This is a genomic window from Psychroflexus sp. ALD_RP9, assembly GCF_017311165.1.
GTDB lineage: Bacteria > Bacteroidota > Bacteroidia > Flavobacteriales > Flavobacteriaceae > Psychroflexus.
This window is the reverse complement of record NZ_CP062973.1, coordinates 711,357-729,663: the sequence shown is the minus strand read 5'-3', so window position 1 is coordinate 729,663 and position 18,307 is coordinate 711,357. Positions and strand designations below refer to the sequence as shown.

Below are 18,307 nucleotides of genomic sequence, written 5' to 3'. Positions count from 1 at the left end.
TCAATACCTAGTATTAGGTATATTTTCCACTTTTTTTAAGTTTTTTTTCTTAAAATTTAAAAGACAGCTTCTAGTTTTTTAATTTGAAGGTAAATTTTAATCATTATTTAGATTTAAATTTGGTTTGATTATTCACAGCAAAAGTTTTAAAAGCCTACAATAAGATTTATATTTGCTTTCTCTAAAAAAATAGATATGAAGTCAACGATAGCAAGTATATTATCATCACCTAATTTACATCAAGATTATAATGTATATGGTTGGGTAAAATCATTTAGAAGTAATCGATTTATTGCATTAAATGATGGCTCAACACTTAAAAACTTGCAATGCGTTGTTGATTTTGAAAATTTTGATAAAACACTTTTAAGTCAAATTACAATTGGTTCTGCTATTAGAGTTTCTGGCGTTTTAAAAGAAAGCGAAGGCAAAGGTCAATCGGTAGAAGTTGAAGTTTCTGAGGTTGATATTTTAGGACTTGCAGATACTGATGAAGTTAAAAAAACCATACTACAGCCAAAGCGTCATAGTCTTGAAAAGCTAAGAGAACAAGCCCATCTTAGAGTTCGTACAAATACATTTGGAGCGATTATGCGAATAAGAGCCAAACTGTCTTATGCAGTGCACGATTACTTTAACTCTAATGGCTTTTTTTATGTTAATACACCAATTATTACAGGTAGTGATGCCGAAGGTGCTGGCGAAATGTTTAAAGTAACCAATTTAGACTTAAAAAATGCTCCTCAAACTAAAACAGGAGAGATTGATTATAAACAAGACTTTTTTGGAAAAGAAACCAACTTAACAGTTAGCGGCCAGCTTGAAGCTGAAACTTACGCTTTAGGTTTAGGGAATGTGTACACATTTGGGCCTACATTTAGAGCTGAAAATTCAAATACATCACGTCACTTAGCTGAATTTTGGATGATTGAACCAGAAATGGCCTTCTGTGATTTAGATGGTAATATGGACTTGGCAGAAGATTTTATTAAACACGTTTTAAAATATATTACTGAAAATTGCCAAGACGATTTAGAGTTTTTAGAACAGCGCCTTTTACAAGAAGAAAAATCTAAGCCTGAAAAAGATCGCTCACCAATGCCGTTGCGTGAAAAATTAGACTTTGTCATTAATAATCAATTTAAGCGAGTGAGTTATACTGAAGCGATCGATATTCTTAAAAACTCAAAACCTAATAAAAAGAAAAAATTCGATTACATTATTGAAGAATGGGGCGCAGATTTACAAAGTGAGCACGAGCGTTTTCTAGTTGAAAAACACTTTAAGTGTCCAGTAATTTTATTCGATTATCCAGCTAAAATAAAGGCCTTTTATATGCGACTAAACGATGATCAAAAAACAGTTCGTGCCATGGATATATTATTTCCTGGTATTGGTGAAATTGTTGGTGGCTCACAACGAGAAGAACGTTTTGATGTCCTAAAATCAAAAATGCAAGAACTCAATGTAGATCAAGATGAACTTTGGTGGTATCTAGAAACACGTAAGTTTGGCACATGCGTACATTCAGGTTTCGGTTTAGGTTTTGAACGACTCGTATTGTTTGCAACTGGTATGGGCAATATTCGTGATGTGATTCCTTATCCTAGAACCCCACAAAACGCTGATTTTTAGTTTGAATCTTATTGAAGAACATCAAGTTAAGTGCTTAAAATTACCAACGCGTTTACAAGATTATGCCTTAACAAACTTTAATTATATTTCAACAAAGTCGGCTTTAAAAAAAGCAATTAAACGCAAACAAATCCTGATTAATCATCAGCCAGCTTCAACAGCCACTTGGCTTGAAAATGGTATGCTGATTAGCTATATTTCTACAGAAAACGCTTCTCCAAAAGTCTTTAGGCTTAAAATAGAAGTTGTATATGAAGACCATTTTTTAGCGGTAATTAATAAGCCTGCTGGTTTTCCAACTAACGGGAATTATTTTAAAACTATAGAGCGTGCGTTGCCATTTAATCTTAAAAAAAGTGACTTACCAGATGCTCTAAATTTTCCTGTACCTGTTCATCGCTTAGATAATCAAACACAAGGTCTACTGCTTGTAGCTAAAACAATTCAAGCCAAATCACTACTGTCAAAAGCTTTTCAAAATCAAGAGATTAAAAAATGCTATAGGGCAATTTGTTTTGGTGGGTTTTCCGAAAAAACAATTGAAATTAATGAACCAATTGATACGCACCAAGCAAAAACCATCATTTCAGTTGAAGACTCTAGAGTAATACAATCTCAGTACTTTAGTTTATTACATCTCACCCCAATTACAGGTCGAACACATCAACTCAGGAAACACCTTCAATTCATACAACATCCCATACTTGGTGATCAGTTGTATCAAGGCGATTTTTGTACTAAATTAGCCCACCAAGGTTTATATTTACAGTCATTTCAATTAGAGTTTTTTCATCCATTCTGTAAGCAATTAAGAAAAATCAATATTGATTTACCTAAAAAATTCACTAAATTTATAGAACTAAATTAATCTTATAACATGCTCAAACAGCAACTCAATTTAAAATTATCTCAAAAGCTATCACCGCAACAAATTCAGTTGATGAAGTTGATACAGTTGCCTACAGTTGCCTTTGAACAGCGATTGCGAAACGAGTTAGAAGAGAATCCAGCGCTTGAATCTGGAAAAGATGAATATGAAGATGATGAGTTTAAAAATGAAGAATATGATAATGATTCTGAAGTTATAGAAACTGAATTTGATGTTGATGATTATTTAAGTGACGATGAAATTCCAAGTTACAAGTTAAAAGCTAACAATTACTCTAAAGATTCAGAAGACAACCAAATCCCTTATGCTTCAGGAATATCTTTTACACAATATCTCAAAAATCAGTTGCATACAATTAACTTAAATGAAGAAGATATGCTAATCGCTGAATTTCTCATAGGAAGTGTTGATAGTTCAGGATATTTGAGGCGTAAATTAATTGATATTGTAGATGATCTAGCCTTTACTCAAAATATTTTTACCAGTGAAAATCATGTTTTAAGCGTATTAAACATAGTACAAACGCTAGATCCAGCAGGTGTTTGTTCAAGAGATTTGCAAGAGTGCTTAAGTCTTCAGTTAGAGCGTAAAACATCTTCAAAAGAAGTTGATTTAGCTAAGCAAATTGTTAATGAAGCCTTCAATATGTTTTCGAAAAAGCACTATGAAAAATTGATAACTAAGTTTTCAGTTTCTGAAGAAGAGCTTAAATCTGCTATTGAAGTTATTGAACATTTAAACCCTAAGCCAGGCGCGTCTTACAGTTCAAACACACGAATAGTCGAACATGTTATACCAGATTTTACCATTCGAATTAAAAATGGTGAGTTAGAGCTTACTTTAAACGGTAGAAATGCACCAGAAATGCACGTTTCTCACGAATATGCAAATATGCTTAAAGCTTATAAAGAGTCTAACAATAAATCTAAATCTCAAAAAGAAGCGGTTTTGTTTATAAAACAAAAATTAGATTCGGCAAAGTGGTTTATAGATGCCATTAAGCAACGACAACATACCCTAATTTCTACCATGACTGCTATTATGAATTATCAAAAAGATTATTTTTTAAGTGGTGACGAGACAGATATAAAACCGATGATTCTTAAAGACATCGCTGAAAAAATTGATATGGATATCAGTACAGTTTCTCGTGTGGCAAACTCTAAGTACGTCGATACACCATATGGTACTTTTTTAATTAAAGAGTTTTTTTCTGAATCAATGAAAAATGATCAAGGTATTGACGTTTCAACGCGTGAAATTAAAAATATATTAGAGTCTGTTGTAGATAAAGAAAACAAGAAAAAGCCTTATACAGATGCAAAATTAACTGAATTGCTAAAAGAAAAAGGTTATCCTATAGCAAGACGAACTGTTGCTAAATATCGAGAACAATTAGATATTCCTGTGGCAAGATTGCGAAAAGAAATATGAGAAAATTTGCTTCAATTATTTCTGTTATTTGTCATCCTATTTTTATTCCTACATTAGCTGTTGCCTTATTTTTTTATTTATTCCCAGATTTTTATCAAAAACCAATTGTTTATGCTAAAATTCTAGCGACAGCTATTTTAACTATATTTATTCCGATAGTGTTTTTGTTCATTATGAAAAGCATAAAATTAATTTCATCTTTTAAGTTACCTACTTATAATGAACGTAAATTACCGTTGTTGTTTTTTTTAATGATAGATTTAATAGTGATAAATTATATTTTTGATATCTACAATTACAAGCATTTATTTTATTTTTTTTGGGCTTTATTATTTTCAGGAATTATTTGCTTTTTAGGTTTATTATTTAAGTTTAAAATTAGTTTGCATACATTAGGCTTAAGCTCTTTGTCTTTTTTTATGATATACCTCAGTCATAATTTTGAATTGCGTCTATCTTTTTACATAAGTGCTTTATTATTAGGTACAGGCATTGTTTCAAGTATGCGGTTATATTTAAAAGCACATACTTTTGCTGAAGTATTAATTGGAGTTTTACTAGGCTTAGCAACTCAACTTATAATTCCTTTATTTTACATTTATAAAATGTAAAATATAAAACCTAATCTAAGAGGGTTAATTCCAATTTTTGACTCTGAATCTGAAAATCTACCATCAAATAATGGATTCAAATCATATTGAATTTGAATGTTAACAATGTTATAACCAAATGAAAGAAATGCTGAAGTTCTAAACCTGTTGAGGGCATTTAAATCTGTTTGGATAACTGTGTTGTTTTCTTGCTCAAAAGTTGACTTAAAATAATAAACGTAACCAATTTTTGCTCCTGCGTAAATTCTCCAAAAGGCATAATCTTCACTGGTAGATGTTCTCCACCTTAATTGAATGGGAAACTCTAAAACATGTGTAGAAAACTTATTTGTAGAATAGTCTACAGATGTATTTAGTACTGTTATAATATCGTTACCGCTTGAAGTTTCACCAAAAAATACATTTTGGTTATAAGTATTGATGTTTATGCCTGCACCAAGTCCAAGTGCTAAAGTAGAGTTTTTATTTAATGGGAAATCGCGTATAAATCCTAAATCAAAACTTCCTGAAAAACCTGATTGGTTAACATCATTATTAAGTTTAGTTAACAAGTTAAAGCTAATGCCAGCATAAAATTGATCTTCTCTGTAAAACGATTTTTTATTTTCAGTAATTGAATCTGATTCTATATTTACCGTTTGAGCAATATTTTCTGCTGTTAACGATATGATTAATAACAAAAGCGCATATTTCATCAAACTAAAATAGGTTTAAATAAATAAAACATCCAAGTTACTGGATGTTTTATTTAATAATCTGACAAATAAATTTTATGATCTATTCTAAATTAAGTGATGCATCACCTTGTTTAGTTGTATAATTTATTTTTAAAGCTTCCGCTTTACGTAATTCTTGTTTAATATCAGAAACTAATCCCATATTGGTTTCCTTATCAACTTTTAGGGCAGTTATTAAGTATTTAACAAGCTCTTCTCGTTTGCTTTGTCTTTCTTGATAAATGAATTGCTGTATATCACTAATTTTTGCATAGTTGTCGTTTAGCTGTACTCTTGCCTCTGTACCGTATTGATCTTGATATCGAGGAGAAGGTTTCCCAGCATAGATATACATAACTAAATCTTTCTTTTCAAGTTTTTCAACTTGATCAGCAAATGGTAAAACATTTTTTACCTTCAGACTAGTATCACGCATAACAGTTACAACCATGAAAAAGAATAGTAGCATAAAAACAATATCAGGCAAAGATGCCGTCGAAATTCCAGGTGTTCCACCACCTTTATTTTTTTTAAATTTTGACATATTATATTATGTTTTTAGACTATTTTTTTGGTTCAGCCTCAGATAACTTTTGAGGGTACATGTCCTTAATCTTTTCGATTTTTTCCTTAAGCTTGTCTTTATCACCTGTATAGTTAGGATCTTTAAAGGCTTTTTCCATCTCAGTAAAGTCAACTTTATAGAGACGTTGAGCTTCTCGGTTTCTTAACTGATTATAAGCAGCAACAAGCTCATTTTGAACGGCAATGTAGGTTCCATACTCAGTTAATCTGTCATTTTGCAAAGATATGACCGCCTTTACGGGGTTATCTGATGAATCAGGATCACCAGAACCTTGACAATAGTTGCAAGCCTCGTCTCCGGTGCCACCACCATTGTCTAAAAACTCAACGGCTTTTGCACGTAAATCTTCTAACTTCATCGGATTTTCTTTAACGATGTGATGATCTACAAAAATTTCTTCATTAGCGTTAACTAAAACTATAAAGATATTTTTTTCTTTAAGTGGTGGCGGATCTTGTTTGTTCTCTTCAATTGGAGGAAGTTTTCTGCTAATACCACTATCTGTTTCTATAGTTGTTGTCACTAAGAAAAAGATAAGCAGTAAGAATGCGATGTCAGCCATCGATCCTGCATTAACTTCTGGTGCATTTCTTTTTGCCATAATTATCTAGTAATTAGTTTTTTAACACTTGAAACAAGCATAGCACCAACTGCTAAAACAGCTAATATATAAAATGCGTTTAAACCTGTGCCAACCCATCTAGAGCCACTTGTAGAAAGGACTTCACCATCTCGCATTGGTGTCTCAACACCATTAGCCATAGCGTATGAGATAATTAAAACTACAACTAATATACCTAAAGAAATTAGTGTTTTTACGACATTTCCAGTAAATAAGGATTTAATAGAGAAAAGCAGTGTAAATACAACTCCAAGGGCTAAAATAATGTAAGATACATACATTAGTGGTGCAAGAACAGAGTCTTGTAATGAAGCATCAGCTTCAATTACATCGTCACCAGTATAGAATACACGCAAAAATAAAATTGCGCCAACTACACCAACTATTATTTTAAATATGTTTGTGATTTTATTCATTGTTGATATTATTTATTTTTATGAGCTACTAGCATATCAATTAAAGTAATTGAAGCATCCTCCATGTCATTAACGATAGCATCAATTTTTGCGATGATATAGTTATAAAAAACTTGAAGTATAATAGCCACAATAAGACCAAATACAGTAGTTAAAAGTGCTACTTTAATACCACCTGCAACTAAAGATGGTTGCATATCACCAGCTGCTTCAATTTTATCGAAGGCTTGAATCATACCTATTACAGTACCCATGAATCCAAGCATCGGTGCAAGTGCAATAAATAAAGATACCCAAGAAACATTTTTCTCAAGTTGTCCCATTTGTACGCCACCATAAGCAACAACTGCTTTTTCAGCCGCTTCAACGCCTTCATCCATTCGGTCTAAACCTTGATAATAAATTGAAGCCACAGGACCGCTTGTATTTCTACAAACCTCTTTAGCTGCTTCAACACCACCGCTATTCATAGCATCCTCTACTTTTTGAGCTAATTTTTTAGTGTTTGTTGTTGCTAAGTTTAAATAAATAATACGTTCAAATGCAATAGCTAAACCAAGAATTAAACAAAGTAGTACGATGCCCATAAATGTTGGTCCACCTTCGATAAAACGTTTTTTAAGTTCTTGGTGAAATCCTACACTTTCTTCAGATGCACCTTCTTGTGTATCATCTTGAACAAAGTTTACAGTAATGTTTTCGGTTACAACATCACTTTGAGCAGCTTGTGCATTGAAATTACCTAAAGCCATTGCTGTACAGATGGCTAAAATTGAAAATAATCTTTTCATTGTTGTTTGTCTTAGAATTATTAAAATATATTGATTAAATTATATTACATATTTAGTTTTTTGCAGAGAAGAAGGGATTCGAACCCTCGGTTCTGATACAATCAGAACACACGCTTTCCAGGCGTGCACCTTCGACCGCTCGGTCACTTCTCTTTAAAACCTCAAATAAACAAATTTTGACAGCAAATAACAAAAAAAATTGTGAACTGCTTATTATTAAGACGTTAAATTATTTCATTTCACCTCTCAAACTAGTCTCAAAGATCGTCTTAAAAACATTTTTATCGAGTTTTTTAGGAAGCAAAAACATCATTTTGCCGACAGCTGCTTCAGTTGTCATGTCTTTCCCATCAATTAATCCAGCTTCTAAAAGATGTTTGCTTGTGGCGTATTTTCCCATTTCTACACTTCCACCGCTACATTGTGTAATATTTACCACATGAATACCATTGTCGATTGCTTTTTTAATCACTTTCAAAAACCAATCTTCTGTTTTGGTATTTCCACTACCAAAAGTTTCTAAAATAATGCCTTTAATGTTTGGAGTGTTTACTAAGTGATTAAATGTTGCCTCGTTTAACCCTGGAAAAACTTTTATGATAATAATGTTATTGTCAAGTTTTTTATGAACTTTAAGTTGTTTTGGTTTTTGTTGTATTAAACTAGAATGATTAATATTAAGATTAACTCCTGACTCTATAATCGCTGGAAAATTGAGTGATGAAAAGGCTTCAAAGTGTTCAGCGTTAATTTTAGTAGTGCGGTTAGCACGATATAGTTTATACTCAAAGTATAAGCCTACTTCCTGAATTAAGCTTTTACTTCCTTTTCTTAGCCCTGCAATTTGAATACTTGTAATTAAATTTTCTTTGGCATCAGTTCGTAAGTCACCTATCGGAAGTTGTGATCCTGTAAATATAACAGGCTTGGTAAGATTTTCTAGCATAAATGAAATAGCTGAAGCAGTGTAAGACATAGTGTCGCTACCATGTAAAACTACAAAACCATCATAATTTTCATAATTAGCTTCAATTATAGTTGCTAAGTTGATGTAGTCTTCACAGTTAAAATCAGAAGAGTCTTTTGGATTTTTAAAACTAAGGGTATTAATTTTGTGACTCAGTAATTTTAATTCAGGAATATTAGATAGCAGTTGGTCAAAGTTGAATGCCTTCAAGGAGTTCGTGACAGGATCTTTAATCATGCCAATTGTACCGCCTGTGTATATTAAAAGTATTTTAGTCGGTTGACTCATTATTTAAATTTTAAATATGGCTTCTGCATTTTGTGTTGTGATTTTAGCAATCTCTTCTAAACTTCTGTTATGAATTTCTGCTAGCTTTTCAGCAACTTTAATAAGATAACTACTTTCATTTCTTTTGCCTCTATAGGGTTTAGGCGCAAGATACGGCGCATCAGTTTCTAATACTATATGTTTTAAATCAATAAGATGCATGTATTGGTCAATCTTACCATTTTTAAAGGTCAGCACACCACCAAGACCTATTTTCATGTTTAAATCGATTGCTCGTTTAGCTTGTTCTAATGTTCCAGTAAAACAGTGAAAAATGCCAAATAAATCATCACTTTTTTCACTCTCTAGAACTTCAAAAACTTCGTCAAAAGCCTCTCTGCAATGTATTACGATAGGTAAGTTGTTTTGTTTTGCTAGTTTAATTTGCGCTTTAAATGCATCTTGTTGTTCACATAAAAAGCGCTGATCCCAATATAAATCAATGCCAATTTCGCCAACAGCAACACAGTTGTGTTTTTGAAGTTGTTGCTCAACATGCTCAAGTTCTTTGTTGTAATTTTTATTCACTGATGTAGGATGCAAGCCTGCCATGATGTGCATATTTTCTGGAAACTTCAATTGTAAATCAAGCATAGCTTTAGAAGTTTTTGAGTCTATAGCTGGTAGGCAAAATTTGGTAATGTTGTTTTTGAGCGCTCGGTTTACAACTGCTTCAATATCTTCATCAAAGTCTTCAACGTATAAGTGTGTGTGCGTGTCTATAAAATTCATGGCGCAAATTTATTGATTTTGAAAGTCTATATTTGTAAAAATTTCTAAAAATGCCATCATTACGTAAAATCCTTGAATCTAAAGGCTATTCAAGTGTTAAGCTCGGAGTTATTTCAACAGGTCATTTACATTGTAATGCTATAATTAACGGAATTCCAGGTGATTTTATTTTAGATACAGGCGCATCGAGTTCTTGCATAGATTTAGCTGTTGCTGATTACTTTTCACTACTGCCAGAAGACAGTGACATTAGGGCAGCTGGTGCAGGAGCAAGTAATATGTTAACAAAGTCGTCTCAAGATAATAAAATTGAAATAGGCGAGTGGACACAAAAGAAAATGAAATTAGTTATTTTTGATTTATCACATGTAAACACAGCTTTAGAGAATCACGATTCTGAAAAAGTTCATGGTATTTTGGGAGCAGATGTTTTAGAGAAGTCGAAAGCTGTTATCGATTATAAATCAAAGCGTTTGTATTTAAAGTAATTTGATTTTTTAGAGCTTTTTACTTTATTTTTTTATGCTAAAATCTTACTTTCGCAACTTAATTTTTTACTATGAGCGCTTCCCTAAAAATCAACTCGGCCTTAATATCAGTTTATCATAAAGATGGTTTAGAACCCATTGTAAAACTTTTAGATGAAATAGGTGTAAAAATCTATTCAACAGGCGGTACCGAAACCTTTATCAAATCTTTCGATATTGATGTTACACCTGTAGAGTCTGTGACCGAATATCCTTCAATTTTGGGTGGTCGCGTAAAAACTTTACATCCTAAGGTTTTTGGTGGAATTTTGAACCGACAGTCGGTTGAAAGTGATCAAGATGAAATGCAATCTTATGATATACCACAAATCGATTTAGTAATTGTAGATTTATACCCATTTGAGGCAACTGTGGCTTCTGGTGCTAATGAACAAGATATTATTGAAAAAATTGATATTGGCGGAATTTCTCTTATACGCGCGGCTGCTAAAAACTTTAAAGACACTTTGTGTGTGTCATCACGTAATGATTATGTAGAAATTTTAGAACTCCTACAAAGTCAAAATGGCGAAATTGATTTAGAAACAAGACAAAATTTTGCAGCCAAAGCTTTTAATATTTCCTCACATTACGACACTGCTATTTTTAATTACTTAAATAGAAACGGGCACGTTAACGCTTTTAAACAAAGTTATACAGATGGAAATACTTTGAGGTATGGTGAAAATCCACATCAAAAAGGCCAGTTTTTTGGTGAATTCAATTCGGTTTTTGATCAATTGCATGGTAAAGAATTGTCATATAATAACCTATTAGATGTTGATGCCGCAGTTAATTTAATGGCCGAATTTCAGAATGAAGCACCAACTTTTGCTATTTTAAAACATAATAACGCTTGTGGTTTAGCACAACGTTCAACTGTCGCTGAAGCATACAAAGATGCATTGGCTGGCGATCCTGTTTCAGCTTTTGGTGGAATATTGATTTCTAATACAGAAATCAATCAGGAAACCGCAAAAGAAATTCATCAACTATTTTGTGAGGTTGTTATTGCGCCGAGTTTTTCAACTGAAGCTTTATCAACATTAAAAGGCAAGAAAAATCGAATTATTTTAGTTCAAAAGCAATTTAATTTTAAGCAACCTACAGTTAGAACATGCTTAAATGGAGTTTTAGTACAAGATAAAGATTTAAAAACAGACGCTATTGAAGATTTGAATTGTGTGACTAATAAAGAAGCAACTCAGGAACAAATTACAGATTTATTATTTGCTTCAAAAATTTGTAAACACACTAAATCTAATACAATTGTGCTTGCCAAAAATAAACAACTTTTAGCTAGTGGGACAGGTCAAACTTCAAGAGTTGATGCCTTAAACCAAGCCATTCATAAAGCAATATCATTTAATTTCAGTCTTAAAGATGCCGTTATGGCAAGTGATGCTTTTTTTCCATTTCCAGATTGTGTAGAGATTGCTCATAAAGCAGGTATAACTTCAGTTATTCAGCCAGGTGGCTCAATTAAAGACCAGTTAAGCATTGATTATTGTAACGAGAATCATTTAACAATGTTAATGACTGGCACAAGACACTTTAAACATTAATACGTAACTTTACATTACACATAATTAGCACATGGGATTTTTTGATTTTTTAACTGAAGATATAGCCATTGATTTAGGAACAGCAAACACACTTATCATCCATAATGATAAAGTAGTTGTTGATAGCCCATCTATTGTTGCTCGTGACCGAATTTCTGGTAAAATTATTGCAGCAGGTAAAGAAGCTGCAATGATGCAAGGTAAAACCCATGAAAATATTAAAACCATAAGGCCTTTAAAAGACGGTGTTATAGCAGATTTTGAAGCGAGTGAACAAATGATTAGTATGTTCATTAAAGAAATACCTGCATTAAAAAAGCGTTTGTTTACACCTTCGTTACGTATGGTTATTTGTATTCCAAGTGGTATAACTGAGGTTGAAATGCGAGCCGTTAAAGATTCAGCTGAACGTGTAAATGGCAAAGAAGTTTATTTAATTCATGAACCTATGGCAGCTGCAATAGGTATTGGCGTAGATATCATGCAGCCAAAAGGGAATATGATTGTTGATATTGGTGGTGGTACCACCGAAATAGCTGTAATTGCTTTAGGTGGTATTGTTTGCGATAAATCGGTTAAGGTCGCTGGTGATGTGTTTACCAATGACATTATCTATTACATGAGGACACAACATAACTTGTTTATTGGTGAGCGTACTGCTGAAAAAATTAAAATTCAGATTGGATCTGCAACCGAAGATTTAGAAACTACTCCCGAAGATATGAATGTTCAAGGTCGTGATTTACTGACAGGAAAACCAAAACAAGTTGAAATTTCTTTTCGAGAAATAGCAAAAGCTCTAGATAAATCTATTTTAAGGATTGAAGACGCTGTTATGGAAACACTCTCTCAAACACCACCAGAACTTGCCGCTGATATTTACAATACGGGAATTTATTTAGCTGGCGGTGGTTCTATGTTAAGAGGTTTAGATAAGCGTCTATCTCAAAAAACAGATTTACCGGTTTATATTGCTGAAGACCCATTAAGAGCAATTGTTCGAGGAACAGGTATTACTTTGAAAAACTTAGAGCGTTTTAAGCCAGTGTTAATTCAAGAATAAGCCATTAGATGCAGCAAATACTTAATTTTCTTATTAAATATAAGGTGTTTTTAGTATTTCTGTTATTACTAGTTGCAGGTTTAAGGTTTACGTTTTACGCTCACACATATCAAAATACCAACTTTGTAAATTCAACCAACTTTATTAGTGCTAACATTTATAGCATACAGTCTTCGGTTAGCGAATACTTCAATTTAAAATCTCAAAATGAAGTTTTACACCAAGAAAACAAGTTGTTACGTGAACGGCTACTTAATTCAAAAGGATTACTTCCACTTGATACAATAAAGCCTAAAACAGCTCAAAATCTAAATTTAAACGATAGCCTTTATACAATTATACCAGCAGAAGTTGTTTCTAACAACTATAATAATCCAGATAATTACTTGCTGTTAAATAAAGGCACAAATGATAGTATAGACAATGAACTCGCTGTATTTTCAAGCTTAGGAATTATAGGTATTACAGAATATACTTCAGCTAATTTTTCACGAGTTATTTCAATCTTAAACCGTAATATTTCAATAAACGCTAAACTGAAAAAGTCTAATCATTTTGGAACTTTAACCTGGGATGCTGTTTCAGTTGAAGTTGCAAAATTAAAAGATGTTCCTCGATCAGCACCAATAGCTATAGGAGATACAATTATCACAGGTGGAAAATCGTTTATTTTTCCAGAAAACTTTCCCATTGGTACAATACAAGATTTTGAATTAATTCAAGGCTATTTTGAAATAGAGGTTAAACTCTTTAATGACATGACTAATTTAGGTAAAGTTTACATTTTAAAGCGAAACAACAAAACCGAAGCTATAAGTACTCTAAATAAAGACGACAATGAAAGCGAATAATCGGTTATATCATATCATTTTATTTCTCAGTGTTGTATTAGCTCAGGTCTTTATTTTTGATAAATTAATAATTCTAAATAATGTTGTTCCTTTTGTGTATCCTTTGTTTATTATTTTGCAGCCACCACATGCTAATCGAATACAGACTTTAATTCTCGCATTCTTATTAGGGCTAAGTATAGATATGTTTCAAAATACAGGTGGAATGCATGCAACGGCAAGCTTAGTTATTGCCTATTTTAGGCCTCAATTATTACATTTCAATTTTGGGTTAAGTTATGATTATCAAACCTTAAGCATTAACAATGCTGTCTTTTTAAAGAAAATAAGTTACGTCTTTTTAGTAATTTTATTACATCACGTCATTCTATTTTCACTCGAATTTTTTAATATTAACCTATGGCAATTGTTTCTTAAAAAATTAATAACATCAACCTTGTTAAGTGTTTTAGTTAATACTTTAATTCTTCAACTTCTGCAAAAGCAAATTAAGTGAGAAAAATACTACCTGTTTTACTAGTTTGCATTACGGCTTTAATATTTTTAGCACGTCTAGTTTATATTCAGTTAATAGACGATTCTTATGATGATGTTTCTAAAAATATTGCTATCAGAAAAGTTTTTGATTACCCGCAAAGAGGCTATATATATGATCGAAATGGTAAACTTTTAGTTGGTAATCAACCTGCTTACGACGTGATGGTTATACCAAATGAGTTAGAGTCATTTGATACACTTGAACTCGCGAATTTATTAAAATTAACACCTGAGCGGCTAAAAGAACAAATTAAAAAGGCTTTTATCTATTCACCTAAATTGGCTTCAGTCATTACACCGCAACTCACCAAAAGCGAGTACGCGTATGTTCAGGAAAAGATGTATAAATATAAAGGCTTCTTTATTCAAAAACGTTCTTTGCGTGATTATGATGTCAAACATAGTTCTAATATCTTAGGTTATATCGCTGAAGTTAACAATCGTGATATCTCAAAAAATCCTTATTATCAATCAGGTGATTTTATTGGTCGTCAAGGTGTTGAACAGCAATATGAAGAAGAATTGAGAGGCCAAAGAGGTGTTAAACACTTTTTGAGAGATCGGTTTAATAGAAATATTAAGTCGTTTAAAAACGGTGCTTTTGACACTTTACCTCAAAAAGGAAAGGATATTACTTTAACGATAGATTCAGAATTACAAGCTTATGGTGAGTTATTAATGAAAAATAAACGCGGTGGTATCGTGGCTATTCAACCTTCATCGGGTGAAATATTGAGTTTAGTAACCGCTCCATCTTATGATCCAGACTTGCTAGTTGGACGTAAACGCTCACGTAATTTTACCCGTTTATATTACGATTCAATTTCAAAACCACTTTATAATCGAGCTTTACAGGCGGTTTATCCTCCTGGATCTCCATTTAAAGCTTTGACAGGCTTGATTGCTTTACAAGAAAATGTTGTAGAAGTAGAAGAAAATTTTAAATGTTATGGTGGCTATACTTATGGTCGAGGTGCACGAATGGGCTGCCATGCACATTCTAGTCCAGTAGCCTTAATTTCAGGTATTGCCTATTCTTGTAATACCTATTTTGCTCAAATATACCGAAGAAGTATTGAAAAATTCGATACACCACAAGAAGGAATTGATGTGTGGGCTAAGCATTTAAGAAGTTTTGGCCTTGGTAATTTTCTTGGATATGATTTACCCGTTGGTAGAGCTGGATTAGTGCCAGATGCAGAATATTACAACCGAGCATATAATTACCCTAAATATAAATGGTACGCTACCGCTACACTTTCCAACGCTATTGGTCAAGGTGAAGTTTTAACAACACCAATTCAGTTGGCTAATGTTACAGCGGCTATCGCTAATCGGGGTTGGTTTTATAAACCTCATATCCTAAAAGAAATTGATGGTAAAACTATTACTGAACCTAAATATACCGAGAAGCAATTTACAACTATAAATCAAGAACATTTTGAGCCTATAATTGAAGGAATGCACGATGTGTATAATTACGGCACAGCTCGGTTTTTAAGAATTCCAGGTATTGAAGTTTGTGGAAAAACTGGAACAGCTCAAAATAAAGCAAAAATTAATGGAAAGATTGTCGAGTTAGAAGACCATTCTATTTTTGTTGCTTTTGCTCCCAAAGAAGATCCTAAAATTGCAATTGCAGTTTTCGTTGAAAATGGAGGATATGGCTCAACTTACGCTGGTCGTATTTCAAGCTTGATGATCGAAAAATATCTAAAAGATAAGATTGAACGAACCGATTTAGAGCAATGGATTTTAAACCAAAGCTTAGAAGAAGAATATGCAAAACCATATAAAACTAAAGAATTAGATACAATCAGTCAATAAAGTGAGTGCTCAAAAAACAATTTTACAGATAGACTGGTTAAGCATTATGCTTATAGCATTGCTTATAGGTTTTGGCTGGGGTAATATTTATTCTACGACATTAACTTCAGCCAATGCTCATATACTTGATTTTTCTGCTATTTACGGTAAACAAATTTTATTTATTGCTTTAGGCTTTTTGCTTGTTATTATTATCACTTCTATTGAAGTGAAATTCTATGAACGCTTTGCAAGTATTATTTACTTATTGGCTATACTATCTTTAGTTGGTGTTCTCTTTTTTGGTAAAACAATTGCTGGCCAGACTGCCTGGTATTCGTTTGGGTCGTTTAGTATTCAGCCTGCAGAATTTGTAAAAGCAGCTGTATCTTTAGCAATGGCAAAATATTTAAGCGAAATACAAGTAAGTTTAAAATTGTTTAAATACCAATTAAAGGCCTTTTTTATTATTGCCGTACCAGTAGGTCTAATTATGTTACAGCCAGATGCTGGCAGTGCGCTAATTTATGCTTCATTTATTTTGCCAATGTATCGTGAAGGTCTTCCGCATTGGTACTTAACTATTTCAATTTCAGCTGCAATACTATTTGTTCTAACGTTAAAGTTTGGAGGAATCATTGTATCAGTTGTGCTAGTTCTGATTTTAGTTTTAGCATATATTCTGAATAAAAATAAAAGAAAAAAACTTTGGAAGTATTTAGTTATCGGATTGTTAGGGGTTGGTTTTTCTTTTTCTGTAAGTTATATATTTAATAATGTTTTGTTGCCTCATCAGCAAGACCGATTTGAAGTTTTATTAAGTGATCAAGTTGATATTAAAGGCTCTGCATTTAATTTATATCAAAGTCAAGTTGCGATAGGTAGTGGTGGCTTAACTGGAAAAGGTTGGCTAAAAGGTACCCAAACACAAGGTAAATTTGTGCCAGAACAGCATACAGATTATATTTTTAGCACTGTTGGTGAAGAATGGGGATTTATTGGTTCAAGTATCATCATTCTTCTGTTTGCTTGTCTTATTTTAAGACTGTATTATCTTGCAGAACGACAAAAATCGCAATTCAACCGAGTTTTTGGTTATTCAGTTATTGGTATTTTATTTTTTCATTTCTTTGTTAACATTGCAATGGTAATTGGCTTATTTCCTACTGTCGGAATTCCTTTACCATTTTTTAGTTACGGAGGCTCAGGTTTGTGGGGATTTTTAATACTGATTTTTATTTTTCTAAAATTTGACGCCAAACGAAGCAGTTTAAATTAAAACTGAATTAAAAAGTTAATATTTAAACTGTATTAATAGTAGTGTTTTACATTTGTTATAAAAATTTAGTTTATCTGTTATTAAAAATGAAATATTTTTGGTTTGTAATCTTTATTATTATAAGCTTTCAAAGTTGGTCACAAAATCAATTATTTGAAGCTAAACAAGCTTATGATGAGGCTAATTATAAACAAGCTAAAACACTACTTATAGATTATTTGAAAAATAATCAAGATAATGTAGAAAGTCGAGTACTGCTTGGTCAAACTTATGCGAGGTTAGAGCAGTGGGAAAAAGCAGCTGAAATTAATAAGGTATTAGTTAAACAGTTTCCTAATAATGCCGAATATCATTTTAGATATGGTGGTGCTTTAGGTTTATACGCCAAATCAGTTAACCGTTTTAAGGCATTAACTTTGTTAGGTGATGTTAAGCTACATTTAAAAAAAGCTACCATACTCGACTCTAAACATATAGAATCACGTTGGGCATTGGTTCAACTTTATATGGAATTGCCAGGTATTATCGGTGGAAGCAAATCAACGGCCTATAAATATGCCAACCAGCTTGAAACTATAAGTCCTGTAGATGCCGCACTAGCAAAAGGTTATATTGAATCATATGACGGTAACTTCAGCCAAGCAGAAAAATATTACACCAAAGCAGTAGCTATCGGAAAATCAAAAACTTGTTTCGAAAAATTAATCGGGTTATATAAAGATTTCAACAAAACCAAACAACTAGTTTCAACTGCTATAAAGGCATACCATGTTACTAATCATTTAAATTTTATTTTTCAACTCAACTCAATTGAAGATTTAGCATCTTATCAAACTTCAGATTTGAAGTCAATTTTATCTCAAGTATCAGTTCAAAACTTATCATCTAAAGAAAAACTGAAATTAAATCAACTTAAGTCAAAATTAGCTTTATAAAATTTAACTTTGTAAATA

At 32.3% G+C, this 18,307-nt stretch carries 19 protein-coding genes and 1 tRNA gene; 12 read left to right on the top strand and 8 right to left on the bottom strand.

From position 1 onward, the window contains the following. The first annotated feature begins 195 nt into the window (after window positions 1-195). The 4 genes from asnS to IMZ30_RS03460 are packed head-to-tail and all read left to right on the top strand — an operon-like array spanning window position 196 to window position 4,569. Complete coding sequence (gene asnS / locus IMZ30_RS03475) at window positions 196-1,635, top strand: asparagine--tRNA ligase (RefSeq protein ID WP_207039151.1); 1,440 nt, start codon at window positions 196-198, stop codon at window positions 1,633-1,635. 1 nt (window position 1,636) lies between these two features. Continuing rightward, the gene (locus tag IMZ30_RS03470; RefSeq protein ID WP_207039150.1) at window positions 1,637-2,503 is read left to right on the top strand and encodes an RluA family pseudouridine synthase; all 867 of its coding nucleotides are present in this window, start codon (window positions 1,637-1,639) and stop codon (window positions 2,501-2,503) included. A 9-nt stretch (window positions 2,504-2,512) separates the two neighbouring features. Continuing rightward, the gene (gene rpoN / locus IMZ30_RS03465) at window positions 2,513-3,958 is read left to right on the top strand and encodes an RNA polymerase factor sigma-54 (protein ID WP_207039149.1); all 1,446 of its coding nucleotides are present in this window, start codon (window positions 2,513-2,515) and stop codon (window positions 3,956-3,958) included. Next, window positions 3,955-4,569, top strand: coding sequence for a hypothetical protein (locus tag IMZ30_RS03460; RefSeq protein WP_207039148.1), 615 nt, complete (start codon window positions 3,955-3,957; stop codon window positions 4,567-4,569). Before rpoN ends, IMZ30_RS03460 begins: the two co-directional genes overlap by 4 nt. Here the strand turns inward: IMZ30_RS03460 and IMZ30_RS03455 are convergent. The 8 genes from IMZ30_RS03455 to IMZ30_RS03420 all read right to left on the bottom strand — a co-directional run bounded on the left by IMZ30_RS03455 (window position 4,557) and on the right by IMZ30_RS03420 (window position 9,726). Then, complete coding sequence (locus tag IMZ30_RS03455) at window positions 4,557-5,264, bottom strand: porin family protein (protein ID WP_207039147.1); 708 nt, start codon at window positions 5,262-5,264, stop codon at window positions 4,557-4,559. The genes IMZ30_RS03460 and IMZ30_RS03455 overlap by 13 nt on opposite strands. A gap of 82 nt (window positions 5,265-5,346) precedes the next feature. Continuing rightward, window positions 5,347-5,829: an ExbD/TolR family protein gene (locus IMZ30_RS03450; RefSeq protein ID WP_207039146.1), complete on the bottom strand. Its 483-nt coding sequence runs from the start codon at window positions 5,827-5,829 to the stop codon at window positions 5,347-5,349. A gap of 19 nt (window positions 5,830-5,848) precedes the next feature. After that, window positions 5,849-6,472: an ExbD/TolR family protein gene (locus IMZ30_RS03445; protein WP_207039145.1), complete on the bottom strand. Its 624-nt coding sequence runs from the start codon at window positions 6,470-6,472 to the stop codon at window positions 5,849-5,851. 2 nt (window positions 6,473-6,474) lie between these two features. Continuing rightward, window positions 6,475-6,909: a hypothetical protein gene (locus IMZ30_RS03440; protein WP_207039144.1), complete on the bottom strand. Its 435-nt coding sequence runs from the start codon at window positions 6,907-6,909 to the stop codon at window positions 6,475-6,477. An 8-nt stretch (window positions 6,910-6,917) separates the two neighbouring features. Beyond that, window positions 6,918-7,700, bottom strand: a complete 783-nt coding sequence (locus IMZ30_RS03435; protein ID WP_207039143.1) for a MotA/TolQ/ExbB proton channel family protein — start codon at window positions 7,698-7,700, stop codon at window positions 6,918-6,920. 63 nt (window positions 7,701-7,763) lie between these two features. Next, window positions 7,764-7,853 (bottom strand) — tRNA-Ser (locus IMZ30_RS03430). 76 nt (window positions 7,854-7,929) lie between these two features. Then, entirely contained in the window at window positions 7,930-8,955 is a 1,026-nt protein-coding gene (locus tag IMZ30_RS03425) for an asparaginase (RefSeq protein ID WP_207039142.1), read from the bottom strand. A 3-nt stretch (window positions 8,956-8,958) separates the two neighbouring features. Then, a complete protein-coding gene (locus tag IMZ30_RS03420) occupies window positions 8,959-9,726 on the bottom strand; it encodes a TatD family hydrolase (protein ID WP_207039141.1) in 768 nt (255 codons plus the stop codon). A gap of 50 nt (window positions 9,727-9,776) precedes the next feature. Here IMZ30_RS03420 and IMZ30_RS03415 point away from each other — a divergent pair, with 50 nt between their 5' ends. From IMZ30_RS03415 to IMZ30_RS03380, 8 genes are all read left to right on the top strand, one after another. After that, window positions 9,777-10,214, top strand: a complete 438-nt coding sequence (locus tag IMZ30_RS03415; protein ID WP_207039140.1) for a retropepsin-like aspartic protease — start codon at window positions 9,777-9,779, stop codon at window positions 10,212-10,214. Window positions 10,215-10,285: 71 nt separating this feature from the next. Next, complete coding sequence (gene purH / locus IMZ30_RS03410; protein ID WP_207039139.1) at window positions 10,286-11,818, top strand: bifunctional phosphoribosylaminoimidazolecarboxamide formyltransferase/IMP cyclohydrolase; 1,533 nt, start codon at window positions 10,286-10,288, stop codon at window positions 11,816-11,818. Window positions 11,819-11,849: 31 nt separating this feature from the next. Then, window positions 11,850-12,881, top strand: a complete 1,032-nt coding sequence (locus IMZ30_RS03405; protein ID WP_207039138.1) for a rod shape-determining protein — start codon at window positions 11,850-11,852, stop codon at window positions 12,879-12,881. Window positions 12,882-12,889: 8 nt separating this feature from the next. Continuing rightward, the gene (gene mreC, locus IMZ30_RS03400; protein ID WP_207039137.1) at window positions 12,890-13,732 is read left to right on the top strand and encodes a rod shape-determining protein MreC; all 843 of its coding nucleotides are present in this window, start codon (window positions 12,890-12,892) and stop codon (window positions 13,730-13,732) included. Then, window positions 13,719-14,228 carry a rod shape-determining protein MreD gene (gene mreD / locus IMZ30_RS03395; protein ID WP_207039136.1) on the top strand — a complete coding sequence of 170 codons (510 nt, stop codon included), beginning with the start codon at window positions 13,719-13,721 and terminating at the stop codon, window positions 14,226-14,228. Before mreC ends, mreD begins: the two co-directional genes overlap by 14 nt. Then, window positions 14,225-16,096, top strand: a complete 1,872-nt coding sequence (gene mrdA / locus IMZ30_RS03390) for a penicillin-binding protein 2 (protein WP_207039135.1) — start codon at window positions 14,225-14,227, stop codon at window positions 16,094-16,096. Before mreD ends, mrdA begins: the two co-directional genes overlap by 4 nt. A gap of 1 nt (window position 16,097) precedes the next feature. Beyond that, a complete protein-coding gene (gene rodA, locus IMZ30_RS03385) occupies window positions 16,098-17,354 on the top strand; it encodes a rod shape-determining protein RodA (protein ID WP_262896748.1) in 1,257 nt (418 codons plus the stop codon). Window positions 17,355-17,440: 86 nt separating this feature from the next. Continuing rightward, window positions 17,441-18,289 carry a tetratricopeptide repeat protein gene (locus tag IMZ30_RS03380; protein ID WP_207039134.1) on the top strand — a complete coding sequence of 283 codons (849 nt, stop codon included), beginning with the start codon at window positions 17,441-17,443 and terminating at the stop codon, window positions 18,287-18,289. Window positions 18,290-18,307: the final 18 nt, after the last annotated feature.

Excerpts from the sequence above, each read along its gene's own strand:
- IMZ30_RS03455 (WP_207039147.1), bottom strand. The coding sequence starts at position 5,264 with ATGAAATATGCGCTTTTGTTATTAATCATATCGTTAACAGCAGAAAAT.
- mreD (WP_207039136.1), top strand. The coding sequence starts at position 13,719 with ATGAAAGCGAATAATCGGTTATATCATATCATTTTATTTCTCAGTGTT.
- IMZ30_RS03380 (WP_207039134.1), top strand. The coding sequence starts at position 17,441 with ATGAAATATTTTTGGTTTGTAATCTTTATTATTATAAGCTTTCAAAGT.
- IMZ30_RS03425 (WP_207039142.1), bottom strand. The coding sequence starts at position 8,955 with ATGAGTCAACCGACTAAAATACTTTTAATATACACAGGCGGTACAATT.
- rpoN (WP_207039149.1), top strand. The coding sequence starts at position 2,513 with ATGCTCAAACAGCAACTCAATTTAAAATTATCTCAAAAGCTATCACCG.
- IMZ30_RS03450 (WP_207039146.1), bottom strand. The coding sequence starts at position 5,829 with ATGTCAAAATTTAAAAAAAATAAAGGTGGTGGAACACCTGGAATTTCG.
- IMZ30_RS03405 (WP_207039138.1), top strand. The coding sequence starts at position 11,850 with ATGGGATTTTTTGATTTTTTAACTGAAGATATAGCCATTGATTTAGGA.
- IMZ30_RS03435 (WP_207039143.1), bottom strand. The coding sequence starts at position 7,700 with ATGAAAAGATTATTTTCAATTTTAGCCATCTGTACAGCAATGGCTTTA.
- mreC (WP_207039137.1), top strand. The coding sequence starts at position 12,890 with ATGCAGCAAATACTTAATTTTCTTATTAAATATAAGGTGTTTTTAGTA.
- purH (WP_207039139.1), top strand. The coding sequence starts at position 10,286 with ATGAGCGCTTCCCTAAAAATCAACTCGGCCTTAATATCAGTTTATCAT.
- IMZ30_RS03460 (WP_207039148.1), top strand. The coding sequence starts at position 3,955 with ATGAGAAAATTTGCTTCAATTATTTCTGTTATTTGTCATCCTATTTTT.
- asnS (WP_207039151.1), top strand. The coding sequence starts at position 196 with ATGAAGTCAACGATAGCAAGTATATTATCATCACCTAATTTACATCAA.
- IMZ30_RS03445 (WP_207039145.1), bottom strand. The coding sequence starts at position 6,472 with ATGGCAAAAAGAAATGCACCAGAAGTTAATGCAGGATCGATGGCTGAC.
- IMZ30_RS03420 (WP_207039141.1), bottom strand. The coding sequence starts at position 9,726 with ATGAATTTTATAGACACGCACACACACTTATACGTTGAAGACTTTGAT.
- IMZ30_RS03415 (WP_207039140.1), top strand. The coding sequence starts at position 9,777 with ATGCCATCATTACGTAAAATCCTTGAATCTAAAGGCTATTCAAGTGTT.
- IMZ30_RS03440 (WP_207039144.1), bottom strand. The coding sequence starts at position 6,909 with ATGAATAAAATCACAAACATATTTAAAATAATAGTTGGTGTAGTTGGC.